We start from the raw sequence: 15,125 nt of genomic DNA on the forward strand, positions 1-15,125 counted from the left end.
TACGCACTTTTGAAAGTGAACTATTTTACTTTCGCGAGGGCGATGTTCTGGCAGTGTTGTCGTGTGTGAATTTGTTAGTGTTGTGTGTAATCAGATGTACTTGGCCAAATTCGAAGAACAGTTCTGTATTGTCAGCGACATCCGCAAGGATGAGTTTTCCCGCAAGTTCCCTTTGCTCGACATGGGCGCGGTACACGCGCAGTGGAAGACAGGCTCGCGGCTGGTCACGCGGATTGGCGACATCTGGAAGCGAAGCGGAAAGGTTTTCTCCGTTCCATATGAAGGTATTGACGCGTATCCATCTTTTCAGTTTGCCGAAGATGGTACTCCGTTTCCGTTGATGGAAGATGTTTTGAAGGCGCTGCCCGTTGAAATGACCCCGTGGCAATGCGCGTTGTGGATGACCTCGCCCAAAAGTGAGCTGGGAGGCGAAGTTCCGGTCAGCTGTATTCAGTCTGGAGATGACCGTGTGGTCGACGTGGCAAGAAGTGCCACCGCAAACCGTCTCAACTAAACGACTGGCTTTCAGGACGTACGGTTAATTAGAGAACTACTTGCCAGGTTCGAATGTCATTCAAATTGCGGCAAGGCAGTTTGGTCAGCCTCAAAGTCACTCTGTCGCCCTTTTCGCCAAGCCGCGCCGCCAAGGCGGTTTCCGAAGCCTGTGAAGCCATAACTACGAAATCGGCACTTAATTCTAGACGGGCACTTCCAGATCAGTAGCCGTCAACGCATGAACCTCAGTGTTTTGGAAAATGAACTGCCAAGAGACCCCTTATTGCAAAAGTGGGATTTGCAGCAACAGGCGCCCTCCGTCGTTCCTTCGACAGACATCCCTGCACGCTAAAATTGTGGTAAGTTGGTCACGAGGACATTCTGGCAGGAGGTTTTCCGTTGAAACCGATATCGCTCCGTCTTGCAGTCACGTTCATGACAATTGCCGTCTCGGCAGGTTCGCTGCCTGATCGAGTTAATGCACTGTCATCGGATATCCCCGCCTGGTTGCAAAAGCATGTGGGCACGGGCGATGGCCAAATAGCTCCGATCGTCCTGAAAAGGGCGCGGGATTTGTATCAGGAAAAAGTGCGGCAGGGCGTGGTCAGAAACCCTTGCTACCTTGCAAAGGATGCAACCCGGCCCAGTACCGCGCGAAACGGCAATCCGGGACGTCGGTTTTATGTCATCTGCGAGTCTCGGAGATCTTTCCAGGCCGTCTCGTCCGGCTACGGGAATGGGCGCAAACTGCAACGCGCCAATTTCTCGAACGGTCGGCAATGCGCGAAGAATTTCAGCAACGCTGAGGGGTCGAAACTAACCGCTGGCGGATCCTACGTGACCGCCGAGACACGAACATCATTCAAAGGCTATTACAGTCATTCCGGTCAGACGAAACCGTTCTATCGGACGTTTCTTTTGTTTGATGGCGAAGGCGAAACGAGCAACGCACGGGAGCGCGCAATTGGCGGACATCCTGCCGTTTTCCTGAAGTGGCAATGCCGGTTCAAAAATCCGCAAAGCTCTCATGCGGATGATGACGGCTATGTCCCATACGGAAGGCTCGTGAACTATGCCGGGGGCCGCAGCAACGGGTGCACGACATGGTCGCAATCCGCCTCGAAAGAGATTCTGGCCCTGGTGGAAGGGAACCCGACAACCCTCTACATCTATCCGGAAGGCAAAGACATTAACGCCGTCGCAAAGGCGGTCAAAAAGGGCAAATCGTTATCTGGGGCGGGGGTTTACTGGAACGCCGCCTGTCTACAGGCAATCGGTGCTCCGAAGTTCTGGCCCAAGCGCAGCCTCCAACCCATCATAAACCAATGGAGGGATTCTTTGCCCAAGCAGCCTCCATTGGAGTTGCCGATCTGCAAGTAAGGCGGGCGGGACGAAGGCAACGATACATTGGTTTCGCGGGACAGCGCTGAAGTGCGCGATCCTTTCCCGTTTGTTCGATATGGTCCAGTTGGAGCAGGCTCGTCGCTTGACGCCATCCGGTCGGCATGGTCGCCCACTTTGGGCGACCATCACTTACCAATCGCTTTGCTGCGGCGGGAAGTGCGCCGGAGATCGGCGGCTACTCAACCGGCGACCAGTCCGGGCCGGGATCGTAGATGTTGATATCGGCAGTGGCATCGAGGGTCTCGGGGCCGAAATCGGCCTCGTAAACGATACCGTTTTCACCGACCATGAAGGAATGGATGCCTGTTTCTCCGTAATCCGAAGGCACTGCAAGCAAGGCATGTCCGGCCACGAAGCGATCCCCGACAAAGTACGAGTAGGCTCCGCCAGCCGCATTCGCCCCCTGTTCGTGAAGGATGGTGAAGTAATAGCCGAGGAATGGTTCCGCCTCATAGTCGGTCTCACCGTCGCTCCACCCCGAGGCGGCGGCTCGGGCAAGTGCCGCGCCGACAAAGCTGTCGTCTTCGGGCCAGAAAAGTCCGTTTCGCTCGCCCGGGTCGGAAATGATCGTCTGCGCAAATTCCATGACGCCGTCACCGTTGTGATCCACCAGCCGGAATGCCGCCTGTAGGTCGACATAAGCCTCCAGCAAATCAATCACTTCCAGCTCATTCAAGCCGATTTCCCGGGCCGAAAGTTCTTCGATCCCGGCCTCCAGGTCAAAACGCCAGCCGTCTTCCCCGCGCAGGATTGGAATCGGGAAAGGCCAACTGTCTTCACCCAGCAGAAGAACAACCCCATCATCCTCGGGCTGAAAGCGGTACCCTTCGGCGTACATGCCAAGAACTTCCTGCCTTCTTTGCTGGTCTTCTGCCGGATCTCCCGATCCGACCAAATCTTCGGCTTCAGGTCCGAAAATTTCAAGCAACTTACTCTGATCATTTGCTTTCAGAGCATCTGCGAACGCGTCCAGCGCGCTTTGCGGAGTATCAAACCGGGCGCCGTCAGAAAGCGCGACGCCTGCGGTCGCAGCGAGCAAAACAACTGAAAATACCGATATACGCATCTTACCGTCTCCGCTTGCCTTTGGCGGCGTGCCCTCGCTTGGACGCGCTGTGAGTTCTGCTTCCGGACGCCTTTTTCTTCATCGCTTGCCCCCTGGACGCACTGGGTTTGCGCTGCGCCGTTGCGGCCTTCTTCGCCTGCGGTTTTCTGGCTGTCTGCGGTTTTTGTGCGACAGGCCGTTTCGCCGCATCGGGTCGTTTGGTCCGATCAACGGCCTGTTGTTTTGCAGCGGCCTTGTCCCGGTCGACGTTGCCCCGGTTTATCTGCGGCAACGGTTTTTTCCCACCGCTCCGATTTGCCAGAGCACCACCGGCCACGGCCCCTGCACCTGCGCCAGCCGCAACGGCAGCCGCCGCACGGTCGCGGCTGATGTCCGCGGCGCCGGACTCGCGGCTCAGTTTTGACCGCAATTCATCCGTGCGACCCTCGGGGCGGTTGACCGGCAAATTGCCGCGACCCCCTTCTGGTCTTTTGTGATTGGCGATTTTGTCTCGGGCTTGCTGCTGACGGCCAGGATCGGGTTTCCATCCGATATCCGTGCGGTTGCCCAGATCAATGTTGTTGCCGATGTTGACGTTTCCATCGACGTCAATGTCGATGTTCGGGTTTCTGTAAATCGGGCCACCGCCCCAGCCACCGCAGTTCCGGCACCCCCAATAGCCATACCAATCGTCGTCGTCGTCAAAAATCTCGTCGATCAGGGCGACGGTGCCAAATGTCAGCAGGGCCGCGCCTGCAACGTCCCCCACCGACGGTCCCGTATAGACGGTCTCAGGGTTATACTGCGGGACGTATACGGTTTCCGGCTCTGTCGGTGTAATGACAACCGTGTCTTCTTCCGTCACCTCGACAGTTTGCGCGGGCCCGGACACAAGCGCTCCGCTGTCAATCGCCTGGTCCCGCATGACTTGAACCGCATCCAGCACATCATCGGACTGCGCCAGCATGGCCGTTCCCACCGTCTCGGTCCAATCGACATGGGTGGCCATCTGACCGACGACTTCGGGAAACGCTGTCGCCAACACACTGACCGAAGGATCCCAGCCCATGGCTTCAATTTCCGGACCAAGCTCGGAGGCGTCTCGGTCGGCGTTGTCCAGCAAATACCGTTCGGCCTTCACGATCTCCAACGGCTGCGTCGCCGCGACCAAAATCTGTATCAGCAGCGTATCAGGATAAAGAGCGACCGGAGCGACCAGGGTCTGCAACTCAGCATCAGTCAGAAGATCGGACGAAGTGGCCGAGGCGTTTTCCGTCGCAGCAGCGTCATCAGATGCCTCTTGTGCGAACAAGGTCGTAGATGCGCAAATACCGAGCGCAAATATTAGATATCTAAACATATTGCGATCCTTCAATTTCTTGAAGGATCACCCAAGACCGCGATTCTGGCAACCGGGCGGTCTTACAGACATTTGTTGGAGGCGAAACCGTTGCTGGAGGCATCCCCGTGCGCCGGGCCCTGCGACCGAAAGAATAGGGAAAATGTCGCAAACTCAACGAGCAAACGTTTGGCAATTGCCCCTTTCGCGGCATTTCGGCGCAAATTCTACCGTGATCGCGCGGTGGGGTGACAGAACCGCTTTGGTTTCCCATTTGCCACCAACCACTTTGTCGGCGAGACAGGCCAATTGATGACCCCGTGTATGCCTGCGCCAAGGTCTATTCCTGTATTGTTTTGTTCCGATTTGCGTAATAGGTTTCCGCCGAAATGATTTTGCAGCGGATATTATCGGTGTTCCTGGCAGCAATTCTGGTCTTATTGACCGGGTTCGCAAGTGTTGCCCACGACATGCCGCTGCATTGCAACGATGGACATTGTGACGAGGTTCAGTCTTTGGAGCGATCTCCGCACTTGGATCGTTTGTCGCCGACCGGCCATCACGAAACGGACGGCGCAGACCATGATGGATGCAATCCTTTCCTCTGCAACCTGATGTTACTTGCCTCCGAGACGTCGGATGCATCACCAGACCAGTTCGAACAGGTATTGAATTGGCAGGTAAGCGAACTTTCTGCGCTGCGTGAGCCGGAACATCCGGACAGACCACCTAACTTCTGAAACGGCACTTCGACGCTAGGTGTACGCGCCTGGTGTTTTTGCTTGGCCGCCGCTCAGCGCGGTCAATATTCTGTTTCATAAAGTCAGGAAGAACCATGAACCGAAAGTATCTCGTTATCGGAGCGTGTGCCGTGGCGGTCGCTGCTGCCTACATTATGCTGCGGCCCGGTACGTCCGAAATTGCCACTCCGTCGTCCCCTGTAGAAGGGGATGCCATGGTGGCCATTCAAATGCCCCGATCGAGGGCAACGCTGCCATTGGACAGCGCTTCTTCGATGAGGCTTGCGCCGCGTGCCACGGCACCAATGCTGTCGGAATTGAAGGTGCCGGACCTCCACTGATCCATGTTATCTATGAACCCAGCCATCACGCCGACGAATCCTTTCAGCGCGCAGTTGCGACAGGTGTAAGAAGCCATCACTGGTCGTTCGGAGATATGCCGCCGGTCGAAGGCTTAACCCGTGGCGACGTTGCCATGGTTGTCGCCTATATCCGCGAAATCCAGCGCGCCAACGGAATTAACTGAGGAACACTCTATGAAGACGCTCACGATCCTTGCTCTGCTTGCCGCGCTTGCCACGGTTGCGCTTGCGCATTCCCGCATGGACACGACGACGCCAGAAAACGGCGCGACGATTGCGGAAGTCCCGTCTGAAATCAGTTTCAACTTTGCGGACGACATCCGTCTGACCCGAGTGGAGATGACCCATCAGGATATTCATTCGGTCCCACTCGACATTGGGAACCAGACCAGTTTTGATCGTCTCTTCACCCTCCCGCTTCAGGATATGGGGACAGGCGCCTATCGCATAGAATGGCGCGGTCTGGGCGTGGACGGCCATGCGATGCAGGGCGAGTTTTCCTTTACGGTTGACTGAGGATGCCGGACGTCTGGGGCATTGCTGCGATCCTGTCAAAACTCCTGCTGTATGTTGGCATTGCAGGATCCAGCGGGCTGGTGATCATGCGCGCCGCCTTTGCTGATCTCCTCTCGTCGCTGAGCGGCCGGATGCGCGTCCATACTGCGTTCTTGGCTGGGCTTGCGATAGTCGCGTCTGTCATTGGGTTCATGCTGCGCGGGGCCGCCCTAACCGGCGGCGCTGATGGGATGAGCGATCCCGAGATGCTGAGGCTTTTGTGGCAAACACCGGTCGGTGATGTTCTGGTCTATCGACTGGTCGGCGCGACCATGATCCTTGTCGGGTTGTTCGTGCCATTTGCCGGTCAATGGATATCCCTTGGTGGCGGTGTGCTGGCGCTGTGGTCGTTTGCACAGATTGGGCATGTGCCCGGCCTGGAACAAAGCGGCGTAAGGCTTCTGCTGCTTTTGCATTTGCTTTGCCTTGCGTTCTGGATCGGCATTCTTGGTCCGTTACGGCGCTTGTCGTTACAGCCCGAACGCTTGGACGAGGCAGCAGCGCTGGGGGATCGTTTCGGGCAAGCCGCCTCGGTCATTGTCCCTGCGTTGATTTTGGCGGGCTTGCTGATGTCCTGGCTTCTGTTGGGTGATCTTCGAAGCCTTTTTGTTTCGGGCTACGGGCAGGCGCTTCTCATCAAACTGGGGCTGGTGGCGTTGGTGCTTGTGATGGCAGCCGCCAACAAGTTTCGGTTTGTTCCCGCCATGCAGGCAGGTGATCACGACGCAGCGCGTCATTTGGCACGCTCCATCGAAATAGAAACTGCGGTCATACTGGTCGTGTTCGCGGCAACAGCTACCCTTACCAGCGTCCTGACCCTTCCGAATTGAGGTTTAAGATGAACCGAAGAGAATTCCTGATCACGACAAGTGCAATGGCATTGGTTCCCGGCGTCGTCATCGCGGCGGCTCCATTGAACCTGATTGCACAGCCAGTCTCTGCGCAAATCCTGCCGGAAGGCGATCCGGCAACGCCGATGCTTGGCTTCAACGGCAGCACGCCCGGTCCGGTCCTTCGCGTCCGTCAGGACGAGGTTTTCGACATCCGTTTTCTCAACCAGATAGACGACGGCTCGGCGGTCCATTGGCACGGGTTGCGGACCGACAATGCGATGGACGGCGTGCCGGGCTTGACACAGGACGTTGTCGAAACGGGTGCAGAGTTCACCTATCGCTTTCGCGCGCCGGACGCCGGAACCTTCTGGTATCACTCGCATAACCGGTCCTGGGAACAGGTTGCAAGGGGGCTTTACGGCCCCCTGATCGTCGAGGAGCAATCCCCGCCTGATGTGGACCATGACGTGATCGTCATGATTGATGACTGGCGCCTGACCGAAGACGGCACACTCGCCGATGGCTTTGAGAACATGCACGATCAGGCGCATCAGGGTCGGCTTGGCAACTATGCCCGTGTGCTTTTCGAACCGGACGCGTCCGTTCGTCTTGGTGACCGTGTGCGCTTGAGGTTGATCAACGTCGCGACTGACAGGATTTTCCCGATTGAACTTGAAGGCATTGACGGCAAGACTGTTGCATTGGACGGTATGCCGCTTTCCGATCCGCAAGAGGTTTCTGACCTGGTTTTGGCCCCGGCCCAACGGGTTGATATCATAGCGGATGTCACTTCCGCTGAAACAATCGCTTTTATATTTCCGACCCGGGATGATCCTTACCTGCTGGGCGAAATCCCGGTTGAAGGCGAGAACACGGCGCGACAACCATCAGAGATATCCGCGCTGCCGCCAAACGCGACGGTGCAGCCCGACTTGGACAATGCCGTTTCCCTGACCTTGACCATGGAGGGCGGGGCCATGAGCCAAAGAATGATGCAGGGGCTGATGGAAGAGGGCATCTGGGCGTTCAACGGACAGTCCGGCCTTGCGGACACCCCTTTCCACAGCTTCCAACGCGGACAGACTGCGCGCATCCAACTAGTGAACGATACCCGCTTTCCCCATGGTATCCATCTGCACGGGCATCACTTTTTCGAGGTCGAAGCCGACGGCAATTTAGGTGCTTTCCGGGATACAACGCTGATTGATCCGGGTGAAACGCGAGAAATCGTTTGCGTGTTCGACAACCCCGGCAAATGGCTGATGCACTGTCACATGCTGGGCCATCAGGCGTCGGGCATGAAAACCTGGGTCGAGGTTGCATGAAACGCGTTCTGATCATCGCAGCCTTTAGCGTTGCAACCGGGGCAATCGCAGGTCACGAACTGGATGGCCGGGACTTGGCCAGCGGTCAGGCCCTTTACGCTGAACATTGCGCGTCCTGTCACGGTGCAAACCTCGAAGGACAACCGAACTGGCAAACGCCAGACGAAAACGGTGTCTTGCCCGCGCCTCCCCATGATGAGACGGGGCACACCGGCATCACGATAACCTACTTCTTTTTGAATACACCCAATTAGGTGGAGAAAAAGCTTTGGCGGTACGCGGAATCAGCGACTTCGCAAGTGGAATGCCCGGGTTTGAGGAAGTAATATCCGACGATGATATCTGGGATATCTTAGCCTACATTCGATCAACCTGGTCTGAACGTGCGCAGGAAATTCAGGCCTCCAGAAACCCGCCGCACGACTGACACCGCTAATAGCCGGTTAACGCCGACGAACCGCGTCTGGACGTTTGCCGCACACAATGATCTAAATTTGAGTTGCTTGAAGAAGTGGTGGGCGACCCTGGAATCGAACCAGGCGTGCGTCTCCGCGAGGGAGTTACAGTCCCCTGCCACACCTTGCGGCCTGTCGCCCACTGTCAGGCGTTGCACCTGACGTGGAGGCGTGATTACTAGCGCCTTAAAGGAGCGTCAACAGGAAAATTCCGCTTTGGCGCAGGAAACCGAATTCCCGGCCCGGAGGCCCTTAAAATGAAGAAACCCAAATGGGTCGTCGAAAAGGAACAGGCGCGCAAAGCAGCCGCGTCCGAGACTGTCTGGTTGTTCGGACTGCACGCCGTCCGTGACGCGCTCATGAACCCGAAGCGTCAGAAATTGCGTCTGATCGTGACTCTGAACGCGCAGGCCAAGCTGGCGGAAGCCATTGAATTTTCAGGAATTGAAGCCGAGCTGGTTGATCCACGCAAATTCACCGCTCCGATCGATCCGGGGTCGGTGCATCAGGGCGCGGCGCTTGAGGTCAAGCCGCTGGACTGGGGTGGGCTGGCGGAAAACTGCATCGGTCGTGAACACCCGCGCGTCATTCTGCTGGACCGGGTCACCGACCCGCACAACGTCGGGGCGATTCTGCGCTCGGCTGAGGTGCTGGGTGCAAGCGCCGTTGTCGGCACACGCCACCATTCGGCGCCGGAAACCGGAGCGCTGGCGAAAACCGCCAGCGGCGCGCTCGAACGTCAGCCCTATCTGCGGGTGCGCAATCTGGCGGACGCAATCGTCGAGCTGCAGAATATGGGGTTTCTGGTGCTGGGGCTGGACGGCGAGGCGGATCAGACCATCGAAACCACGTTGGCGGGCAAGCTGGACCGACCGGTTGCACTGGTGTTGGGTGCCGAAGGTCCCGGTCTGCGGCAGAAAACCAAGGAAACCGTCGATCATCTGGTGAAAATTGACGCAGCCGGCGGTTTCGGGTCGCTCAACGTCTCAAATGCGGCGGCGATTGCCCTATATGCATCGAGGCACAAATAACAGGAGAGCGTCATTCCCAGCCCGTCGAAAATTGCCACTTGCTGTTACTGCGGCACGCGTGCCGCGCTGGTTCTGCAGGGAAAACAACGTCACGAGCTCAGCTGTTCCAGTTGTGGCGCCCCCCTGCACGACCTCAAGATGTTGCCCAAACGAAAGCTGACTGAAGAAAGGCAAGTGCGTCCGGCCAAGTCCAAGGCCCGAACGCCGAAATACAAATACAAGAAACGGAAAAAAGGTGTGTTCTCGCGCGTGCTGGATGAAGCCTGGGATGTGATCGAAGATATCTTCGACTGACTTGTTTCTTCGGCGACACGGGTGTTCACAACCGCGTCAAGGGGGGTTTCATGGCGCTGAAAAAGTTGCATTTTGACGGTCTCGAATTCTAACAACTCAGACCGACGATGCTGACCCGACGTTTCTTCATTGGCGCTATGGCCGCTATCATGTTCGCACCTGCCGTCCAGGCGCAGGATGCGCCCGTCTATTTTGCCACAGATGGTGCGGCAATGGCGGGCTATGATCCCGTGTCCTATTTCGTGGATGACGCGCCGGTGCTGGGCCATGCCGAGCATTCGTTGATGTGGAAAGGCGTCGAATGGCATTTCGCATCAGCCGAGAACCAGGAGCGGTTCGAGCGTGATCCGCGCGCCTTTGCGCCTCAGTTTGGCGGATACTGCGCCTATGCTATGGCCTTGGGCCTTCTGTCCAGCACCGACCCGATGGCGTGGAGGGTCGTGGATGGCAGGCTTTATTTGGTGCATTCGCTCGCGATCGAGAAAGTGTGGCAGGAAGACATGGCGCTGAATATCCGCATGGCCGAGGAGCACTGGCCATCGGTTCTGTACAAGTGACAGGCGAAACTTCGCGTTTTTTTGATCTGTCATCACAAAAGTGCGCGCGCCCTCTTTTTTTTGCCGAACTCATGCCTAAATGTCACAGTGACCGCGGAACGGAACTGCCGCGGGTCATTTCACTGTCCCTCGTTCCAACAACTGGCGCTCAGGTTCGACCTGGGCGCTTTTTTCTTTTGAACGCAGCGATTAGGGTGCCCTCATGGCAGATTATTTCGATGAGTTCCTGAAAGGCATCCTGCAACGCACCAAAGTTGTGGCGGTCGTTGGGGTGTCGATGAACCCGGTGCGGCCCAGTTATTACGTGGCGCGTTACCTTTCGCTGAAAGGATACCGGGTCATTCCGGTCAATCCGGGACATGTTGGGAAGCAATTGTTCGGTCAGACTGTTCATGCGTCGCTGTCGGATATTTCCGAACCTGTCGACATGGTGGACATATTTCGCCGATCCGAAGCCGTGCCACCGATTGTGGACGAAGCTTTGCAGGCTTTTCCAAAGCTCAGGACAGTCTGGATGCAGATCGGTGTCGCACATGAAGGCGCGGCAGCAGTCGCACAGGCCGAAGGTGTTGATGTGGTCATGAACCGATGCCCGAAGATCGAGTATCAGCGGCTTTTCGGGGAATTGCGCATGGGCGGGTTTGCCACCGGGATCATATCCTCAAAGCTGTGACCGTCAGCCGCCGCCTGCCGTTTTCAGCCGGGCAACCTGTTCCAGTCGCCGCTTTTCCAGAACCTGATCGCGCGGAACCCACTCGTAACGTGTGTCCTCGACCAAAGGTCCCCAGTACAGCACTCCACCATACCGCCACGGGTCCAGTACGATCCCTTCGTACATGGTTTCTCCCCGTCGGCTGATAATGGCGGTCGAGTGGTCGATTCGGAACGGATTGTCGGCATTGGCGATGGCGCGGTGCAGGGTCAGTGTTTCGAACTCTTCCTGTTTTAGGCGCCGTTCAATGTCTTCGGCCCAGTGCCAGCACAATCCGCGCGGACGCAGGCCCTTATTGACCTTTGCGTTATGGATCAGCGGCGGGTCGGTGATCTCATATTCCTCGACCAACTGCGCGGTGTAGCTGTAGGCGACCCGCGCCGCGCGCTGCGCTTCTGCGGGGTCGATATCGGGTCCGAGGCTTTGGATTTTCGCTGCCAGCCGTTGAACCTCGTCCCCGGTGGAACGGGGCGGCGCAGAACAGGCCGCCAGGATGGCAAGCGTCGCCACAAAAACCAATGCTCTGATCATCGCGCGCGTTCCCTGATCCGTGGCACCCTGACACAGCACTATAGCGGGCAGGAGCAGCGCACGAAACCCACGCTTAGCCCTTGGGACGCGCCGCTTTTTCGGCAATGCCGCCGATGCCCTGACGCTGGGCAAGCTCGTTCAGAACGTCATCCAGCGCCACATCACGGGCGGCCAGCATCACCAGCAGGTGATACAGCACATCAGCCGCCTCGGACGTCAGCCCGGCGCGATCACCCTTGATGGCTTCGATGATGGCCTCGACGGCTTCTTCGCCGAACTTCTCGGCACACTTTTCTGGGCCCTTGGCAAGCAGTTTGGCGGTCCAGCTCAACTCGGGGTCGGTTCCCTTGCGCGCTTCGATGGTTGCGGCCAGTTCGTGCAGAATACTCATGTCAGCCTCATCGGGATGCCTGCGGCGGCCATGTGTTCCTTGGCCTCGCGGATGGTGTATTCTCCGAAATGGAAGATCGAAGCCGCCAATACCGCGCTGGCACCGCCTTCGGTCACGCCTTCGACCAGATGATCCAGATTTCCGACCCCGCCCGATGCGATCACCGGTACATCCACCGCGTCCGAGATCGCGCGGGTCAGGGGCAGGTTGAACCCGGATTTGGTGCCGTCACGATCCATCGAAGTCAGCAGGATTTCCCCCGCGCCCTTGGCGACCACGGTTCTTGCAAACTCGACCGCGTCAATGCCGGTTGGTTTGCGTCCCCCGTGGGTAAAGATCTCCCACTTGCCGGGGCTGACGGTTTTGGCATCGATAGCGACCACGATGCACTGGCTGCCGAACTGATCGGCGGCCTCGGCCACAACATCCGGGTTCGCCACGGCGGCCGAGTTGAAACTGACCTTGTCGGCACCTGCCAGCAGCAGCGCGCGGACATCTTCCCTGGTGCGGACACCACCGCCCACCGTCAGCGGAACAAAACACTGTTCCGCCGTGCGCTGCACCACATCGAACATGGTGCCCCGGTTTTCATGGGTGGCGTGAATATCCAGAAAGCAGATTTCGTCCGCGCCGGCGGCATCATAGGCCTTGGCTGATTCCACCGGGTCGCCCGCGTCGCGCAAGCCGACGAAATTGACACCCTTAACCACGCGGCCATCGGCAACATCAAGGCAGGGAATTATCCGTGTTTTGAGCATGGCATGTCCTTTGTTGGCGCACCTCTACCGGCAAAGCCCCGCCGATGCCAGACTTGTGATTGCCACATCTCTCGAACCTGTGAAAACTGGTCCTTATTTCATCCGGAGATCAATGAGATGCGTAACCTCTTTTTGACGACCACATTCATATTCACAGGAGCTGTCGCCGCGATGGCTGACGATATCATCAAAGTAGAGACAGCCAAATCCGTGTCCGAGGCGATGGACGCGCTCGAGGCCGCAGTTGGCAACGCGGGTGCCACGGTCTTTGCGCGTGTCGATCACGCAGCGGGCGCCGAGAGGGTGGGCATGACCATCCCGGCAAATCAGGTGCTGATCTTCGGCAATCCAGCGCTGGGCACACCTGCCATGCAGGCCGACCCGCGCGCAGGTCTGTTTCTGCCGCTAAAAGTGCAGGCCTACGAGGACGAGAACGGGCAGGTCTGGCTGGCCTATGAAGACCCGAAAGAGACCATGGACGAACTAGATGCGGTCGAGAAATCCCCGGTCATCGAGAAGATGCGCGGGGCGCTGGCCAAGCTTACATCGGTCGCCGCCCAGTAGTCAGCTCAGGGCGCGAATGGCCTCGTTCAGATCGATCGCGCCGTCATAAAGCGCCCGGCCGGAGATTGCGCCGTTAAGTTCGACCCCGCAATCACGCAAGGCGATCAGGTCGTCCAGCGAGCTAACTCCGCCCGATGCGATGACCGGGATCGACACGGCGCGGGCCAGTGCCGCAGTGGCCTCGATATTGGGGCCCTGCATCGCTCCGTCGCGGTTGATGTCGGTGTAGATGATCGCGGCAACACCCGCATCCTCGAAGCTTCGGGCCAGATCCGTGACCTGCACATCGGTTTCTTCGGCCCAGCCCTTGGTGGCGACCATGCCATTGCGTGCGTCAATACCGACGGCTACATGGCCGGGGAACTCTTGTGCCGCTTGACGCACCAGATCGGGGTTCTCGACGGCGACAGTGCCCAGAATGACGCGCGCGAGCCCCTTGTCGAGCCATGTTTCGATTGTTGCCATGTCACGGATGCCGCCACCCAGTTGGGCGGGCACATCACAGGCTTTCAAAATCGCCTCGACCGGAGCGGCATTGACGGGTTCCCCTGCAAAGGCGCCATTCAGATCGACCAGATGCAGCCACTCGCAACCCGCTTCGACGAAGGCGCGGGCTTGCGCGGCAGGGTCTTCGTTGAACACCGTGGCCTTGTCCATTTCACCGCGCAGCAGGCGCACGGCCTGGCCGTCTTTTAGGTCGATGGCGGGGTAGAGGATCATGTCGGGCGGCCCTATATCAATGTTATCCGCGCGGGATATCGCACACACAGGGCAGGGGATGCAACGCGACGCAAAGTCAATCTTGCCCGATGGCGACCGGCGCGCCAGACTGCCTGCAAAACAGGGAGGATATCATGAAGAAATTCGTTCTGGCCGCAGGGTTTGCCGCCTTGGCAAGCAGCGCTTATGCGGCCGATCCGGTTGATGGCATCTGGAAGACCCAGCCCGGTGACACCGGCGGGTATCTGCATGTTTCCATCGGATCGTGCGGCAGTGCCGTCTGCGGCACCATCGACACGGCGTTTGACGCCAACGGCGATGAGCAGCTGGACTACGAGAATTTGGGCAAACAGATTATCTGGGACATGGTTCCGGAAGGTGGCGGGGCCTATGACAACGGCAAGATCTGGGCGCCGGACCGCGACAAGACCTACAACTCGAAAATGACGCTGGACAGCCAGAACCAACTGACCGTGAAAGGTTGCGTTGCCGGTGGCCTGATCTGCCGTGGGCAAACCTGGACACGCGTGCAATAGGCCGTCACGGAGCCCAGGTCAGGAAATTTCCGATCATACGCAGGCCGACATCCTGACTTTTCTCAGGGTGGAACTGCATCCCGACCATCGTGTCACGGCCAATCACGGCCGTGACCTCTTAACCGTAATCCACATAGGCTAACCTCTGCGCCGGGTCCGTCACGCGGAAATGGTAGGAGTGCACGAAATAGGCGTGATCACCTGATTTCACCCCTTCAAACACCGGGTGTCTGCTTTCCAGAACCAGATCGTTCCAGCCCATATGTGGTACTTTCAACGCATGGTCTGACGGCTCGATCCGAACCACGTCGCCCGCGATCCAATCCAAACCATCGGTTTCACGGTATTCATGGCCTTTCGAGGCCATCAGCTGCATACCGACGCAGATACCCAGAAAAGGGCGGCCCTTTTGTTCGACCGCTTCGACCATCGCGTCATAGATACCCTTATGGCCGCGCAGTTCGGCCGCACAGGCTGG

General features: G+C 57.9%; 20 protein-coding genes, 1 tRNA gene and 2 pseudogenes. 15 read left to right on the plus strand and 8 right to left on the minus strand.

Translation table 11 applies throughout. The features are described from left to right. Positions 1-94: 94 nt before the first annotated feature. Both ACR3EQ_RS19890 and ACR3EQ_RS19895 read left to right on the plus strand, forming a co-directional pair. Entirely contained in the window at positions 95-514 is a 420-nt protein-coding gene (locus tag ACR3EQ_RS19890) for a hypothetical protein (protein WP_170615150.1), read from the plus strand. A gap of 380 nt (positions 515-894) precedes the next feature. After that, entirely contained in the window at positions 895-1,875 is a 981-nt protein-coding gene (locus ACR3EQ_RS19895) for a hypothetical protein (RefSeq protein WP_480489540.1), read from the plus strand. Positions 1,876-2,074: 199 nt separating this feature from the next. On the opposite strand, the gene ACR3EQ_RS19900 is transcribed toward ACR3EQ_RS19895, so the two are convergent. Both ACR3EQ_RS19900 and ACR3EQ_RS19905 read right to left on the minus strand, forming a co-directional pair. Continuing rightward, positions 2,075-2,965, minus strand: coding sequence for a DUF2950 family protein (locus ACR3EQ_RS19900; RefSeq protein ID WP_480489541.1), 891 nt, complete (start codon positions 2,963-2,965; stop codon positions 2,075-2,077). Between the two features lies 1 nt (position 2,966). Next, on the minus strand, positions 2,967-4,304 hold the full coding sequence (locus ACR3EQ_RS19905; protein WP_170615154.1) for a DUF3300 domain-containing protein: 1,338 nt from the start codon (positions 4,302-4,304) through the stop codon (positions 2,967-2,969). 392 nt (positions 4,305-4,696) lie between these two features. Here ACR3EQ_RS19905 and ACR3EQ_RS19910 point away from each other — a divergent pair, with 392 nt between their 5' ends. The 7 genes and pseudogenes from ACR3EQ_RS19910 to ACR3EQ_RS19940 all read left to right on the plus strand — a co-directional run bounded on the left by ACR3EQ_RS19910 (position 4,697) and on the right by ACR3EQ_RS19940 (position 8,525). After that, complete coding sequence (locus ACR3EQ_RS19910; protein WP_170615156.1) at positions 4,697-5,023, plus strand: hypothetical protein; 327 nt, start codon at positions 4,697-4,699, stop codon at positions 5,021-5,023. A 95-nt stretch (positions 5,024-5,118) separates the two neighbouring features. After that, positions 5,119-5,364: a hypothetical protein gene (locus ACR3EQ_RS19915; protein ID WP_480491815.1), complete on the plus strand. Its 246-nt coding sequence runs from the start codon at positions 5,119-5,121 to the stop codon at positions 5,362-5,364. Then, positions 5,280-5,549 (plus strand): c-type cytochrome, encoded by a 270-nt coding sequence (locus ACR3EQ_RS19920; protein ID WP_480491813.1) that lies wholly within the window; start codon positions 5,280-5,282, stop codon positions 5,547-5,549. Before ACR3EQ_RS19915 ends, ACR3EQ_RS19920 begins: the two co-directional genes overlap by 85 nt. A gap of 10 nt (positions 5,550-5,559) precedes the next feature. Then, positions 5,560-5,901, plus strand: coding sequence for a copper resistance CopC family protein (locus ACR3EQ_RS19925; RefSeq protein ID WP_480489543.1), 342 nt, complete (start codon positions 5,560-5,562; stop codon positions 5,899-5,901). Positions 5,902-5,903: 2 nt separating this feature from the next. Next, positions 5,904-6,770, plus strand: a complete 867-nt coding sequence (locus ACR3EQ_RS19930) for a CopD family protein (RefSeq protein ID WP_170619695.1) — start codon at positions 5,904-5,906, stop codon at positions 6,768-6,770. An 8-nt stretch (positions 6,771-6,778) separates the two neighbouring features. Next, the gene (locus ACR3EQ_RS19935) at positions 6,779-8,098 is read left to right on the plus strand and encodes a multicopper oxidase family protein (protein ID WP_170615163.1); all 1,320 of its coding nucleotides are present in this window, start codon (positions 6,779-6,781) and stop codon (positions 8,096-8,098) included. Further along, a pseudogene (locus ACR3EQ_RS19940) lies at positions 8,095-8,525 on the plus strand (c-type cytochrome). Before ACR3EQ_RS19935 ends, ACR3EQ_RS19940 begins: the two are co-directional and overlap by 4 nt. Positions 8,526-8,610: 85 nt before the next feature. On the opposite strand, the gene ACR3EQ_RS19945 reads toward ACR3EQ_RS19940, so the two are convergent. Continuing rightward, positions 8,611-8,694 (minus strand) — tRNA-Tyr (locus ACR3EQ_RS19945). Positions 8,695-8,810: 116 nt separating this feature from the next. On the opposite strand from ACR3EQ_RS19945, the gene rlmB reads away from it, so the two are divergent. From rlmB to ACR3EQ_RS19965, 4 genes are all read left to right on the plus strand, one after another. After that, positions 8,811-9,584: a 23S rRNA (guanosine(2251)-2'-O)-methyltransferase RlmB gene (gene rlmB, locus ACR3EQ_RS19950; RefSeq protein WP_170615167.1), complete on the plus strand. Its 774-nt coding sequence runs from the start codon at positions 8,811-8,813 to the stop codon at positions 9,582-9,584. Between the two features lie 12 nt (positions 9,585-9,596). Further along, positions 9,597-9,878 carry a hypothetical protein gene (locus tag ACR3EQ_RS19955; protein WP_170615442.1) on the plus strand — a complete coding sequence of 94 codons (282 nt, stop codon included), beginning with the start codon at positions 9,597-9,599 and terminating at the stop codon, positions 9,876-9,878. Positions 9,879-9,985: 107 nt separating this feature from the next. Beyond that, positions 9,986-10,435 carry a YHS domain-containing (seleno)protein gene (locus tag ACR3EQ_RS19960; RefSeq protein ID WP_170615169.1) on the plus strand — a complete coding sequence of 150 codons (450 nt, stop codon included), beginning with the start codon at positions 9,986-9,988 and terminating at the stop codon, positions 10,433-10,435. 202 nt (positions 10,436-10,637) lie between these two features. Further along, positions 10,638-11,108 (plus strand): CoA-binding protein, encoded by a 471-nt coding sequence (locus ACR3EQ_RS19965; protein ID WP_170615171.1) that lies wholly within the window; start codon positions 10,638-10,640, stop codon positions 11,106-11,108. A 3-nt stretch (positions 11,109-11,111) separates the two neighbouring features. Here the strand turns inward: ACR3EQ_RS19965 and ACR3EQ_RS19970 are convergent, their stop codons facing one another. From ACR3EQ_RS19970 to hisF, 3 genes are all read right to left on the minus strand, one after another. Then, positions 11,112-11,678, minus strand: coding sequence for a hypothetical protein (locus ACR3EQ_RS19970; RefSeq protein ID WP_170615173.1), 567 nt, complete (start codon positions 11,676-11,678; stop codon positions 11,112-11,114). A 73-nt stretch (positions 11,679-11,751) separates the two neighbouring features. After that, entirely contained in the window at positions 11,752-12,069 is a 318-nt protein-coding gene (locus ACR3EQ_RS19975) for a phosphoribosyl-ATP diphosphatase (protein WP_480489544.1), read from the minus strand. Next, positions 12,066-12,827, minus strand: a complete 762-nt coding sequence (hisF, locus tag ACR3EQ_RS19980; RefSeq protein WP_170615177.1) for an imidazole glycerol phosphate synthase subunit HisF — start codon at positions 12,825-12,827, stop codon at positions 12,066-12,068. The genes ACR3EQ_RS19975 and hisF overlap by 4 nt, the downstream gene beginning before the upstream one ends. 171 nt (positions 12,828-12,998) lie before the next feature. On the opposite strand from hisF, the gene ACR3EQ_RS19985 reads away from it, so the two are divergent. Next, positions 12,999-13,391, plus strand: a complete 393-nt coding sequence (locus ACR3EQ_RS19985; protein WP_170615444.1) for a DUF302 domain-containing protein — start codon at positions 12,999-13,001, stop codon at positions 13,389-13,391. On the opposite strand, the gene hisA is transcribed toward ACR3EQ_RS19985, so the two are convergent. Beyond that, the gene (gene hisA, locus ACR3EQ_RS19990; protein WP_170615179.1) at positions 13,392-14,111 is read right to left on the minus strand and encodes a 1-(5-phosphoribosyl)-5-[(5-phosphoribosylamino)methylideneamino]imidazole-4-carboxamide isomerase; all 720 of its coding nucleotides are present in this window, start codon (positions 14,109-14,111) and stop codon (positions 13,392-13,394) included. A gap of 134 nt (positions 14,112-14,245) precedes the next feature. Between hisA and ACR3EQ_RS19995 the strand changes: the two genes are divergently transcribed. After that, positions 14,246-14,647 carry a DUF2147 domain-containing protein gene (locus tag ACR3EQ_RS19995; protein WP_170615181.1) on the plus strand — a complete coding sequence of 134 codons (402 nt, stop codon included), beginning with the start codon at positions 14,246-14,248 and terminating at the stop codon, positions 14,645-14,647. Between the two features lie 4 nt (positions 14,648-14,651). Here ACR3EQ_RS19995 and hisH read toward each other — a convergent pair. Next, positions 14,652-15,125, minus strand: a pseudogene (gene hisH / locus ACR3EQ_RS20000) (imidazole glycerol phosphate synthase subunit HisH); the annotation flags it as partial.

The organism is Ruegeria sp. AN11, from assembly GCF_056536005.1.

Coding starts and splice junctions, on each gene's coding strand:
- ACR3EQ_RS19890 (WP_170615150.1), top strand. CDS start 95: ATGTACTTGGCCAAATTCGAAGAACAGTTCTGTATTGTCAGCGACATC.
- ACR3EQ_RS19900 (WP_480489541.1), bottom strand. CDS start 2,965: ATGCGTATATCGGTATTTTCAGTTGTTTTGCTCGCTGCGACCGCAGGC.
- ACR3EQ_RS19905 (WP_170615154.1), bottom strand. CDS start 4,304: ATGTTTAGATATCTAATATTTGCGCTCGGTATTTGCGCATCTACGACC.
- ACR3EQ_RS19915 (WP_480491815.1), top strand. CDS start 5,119: ATGAACCGAAAGTATCTCGTTATCGGAGCGTGTGCCGTGGCGGTCGCT.
- ACR3EQ_RS19925 (WP_480489543.1), top strand. CDS start 5,560: ATGAAGACGCTCACGATCCTTGCTCTGCTTGCCGCGCTTGCCACGGTT.
- ACR3EQ_RS19930 (WP_170619695.1), top strand. CDS start 5,904: ATGCCGGACGTCTGGGGCATTGCTGCGATCCTGTCAAAACTCCTGCTG.
- ACR3EQ_RS19935 (WP_170615163.1), top strand. CDS start 6,779: ATGAACCGAAGAGAATTCCTGATCACGACAAGTGCAATGGCATTGGTT.
- rlmB (WP_170615167.1), top strand. CDS start 8,811: ATGAAGAAACCCAAATGGGTCGTCGAAAAGGAACAGGCGCGCAAAGCA.
- ACR3EQ_RS19960 (WP_170615169.1), top strand. CDS start 9,986: ATGCTGACCCGACGTTTCTTCATTGGCGCTATGGCCGCTATCATGTTC.
- ACR3EQ_RS19965 (WP_170615171.1), top strand. CDS start 10,638: ATGGCAGATTATTTCGATGAGTTCCTGAAAGGCATCCTGCAACGCACC.
- ACR3EQ_RS19970 (WP_170615173.1), bottom strand. CDS start 11,678: ATGATCAGAGCATTGGTTTTTGTGGCGACGCTTGCCATCCTGGCGGCC.
- ACR3EQ_RS19975 (WP_480489544.1), bottom strand. CDS start 12,069: ATGAGTATTCTGCACGAACTGGCCGCAACCATCGAAGCGCGCAAGGGA.
- hisF (WP_170615177.1), bottom strand. CDS start 12,827: ATGCTCAAAACACGGATAATTCCCTGCCTTGATGTTGCCGATGGCCGC.
- ACR3EQ_RS19985 (WP_170615444.1), top strand. CDS start 12,999: ATGGCTGACGATATCATCAAAGTAGAGACAGCCAAATCCGTGTCCGAG.
- hisA (WP_170615179.1), bottom strand. CDS start 14,111: ATGATCCTCTACCCCGCCATCGACCTAAAAGACGGCCAGGCCGTGCGC.
- ACR3EQ_RS19995 (WP_170615181.1), top strand. CDS start 14,246: ATGAAGAAATTCGTTCTGGCCGCAGGGTTTGCCGCCTTGGCAAGCAGC.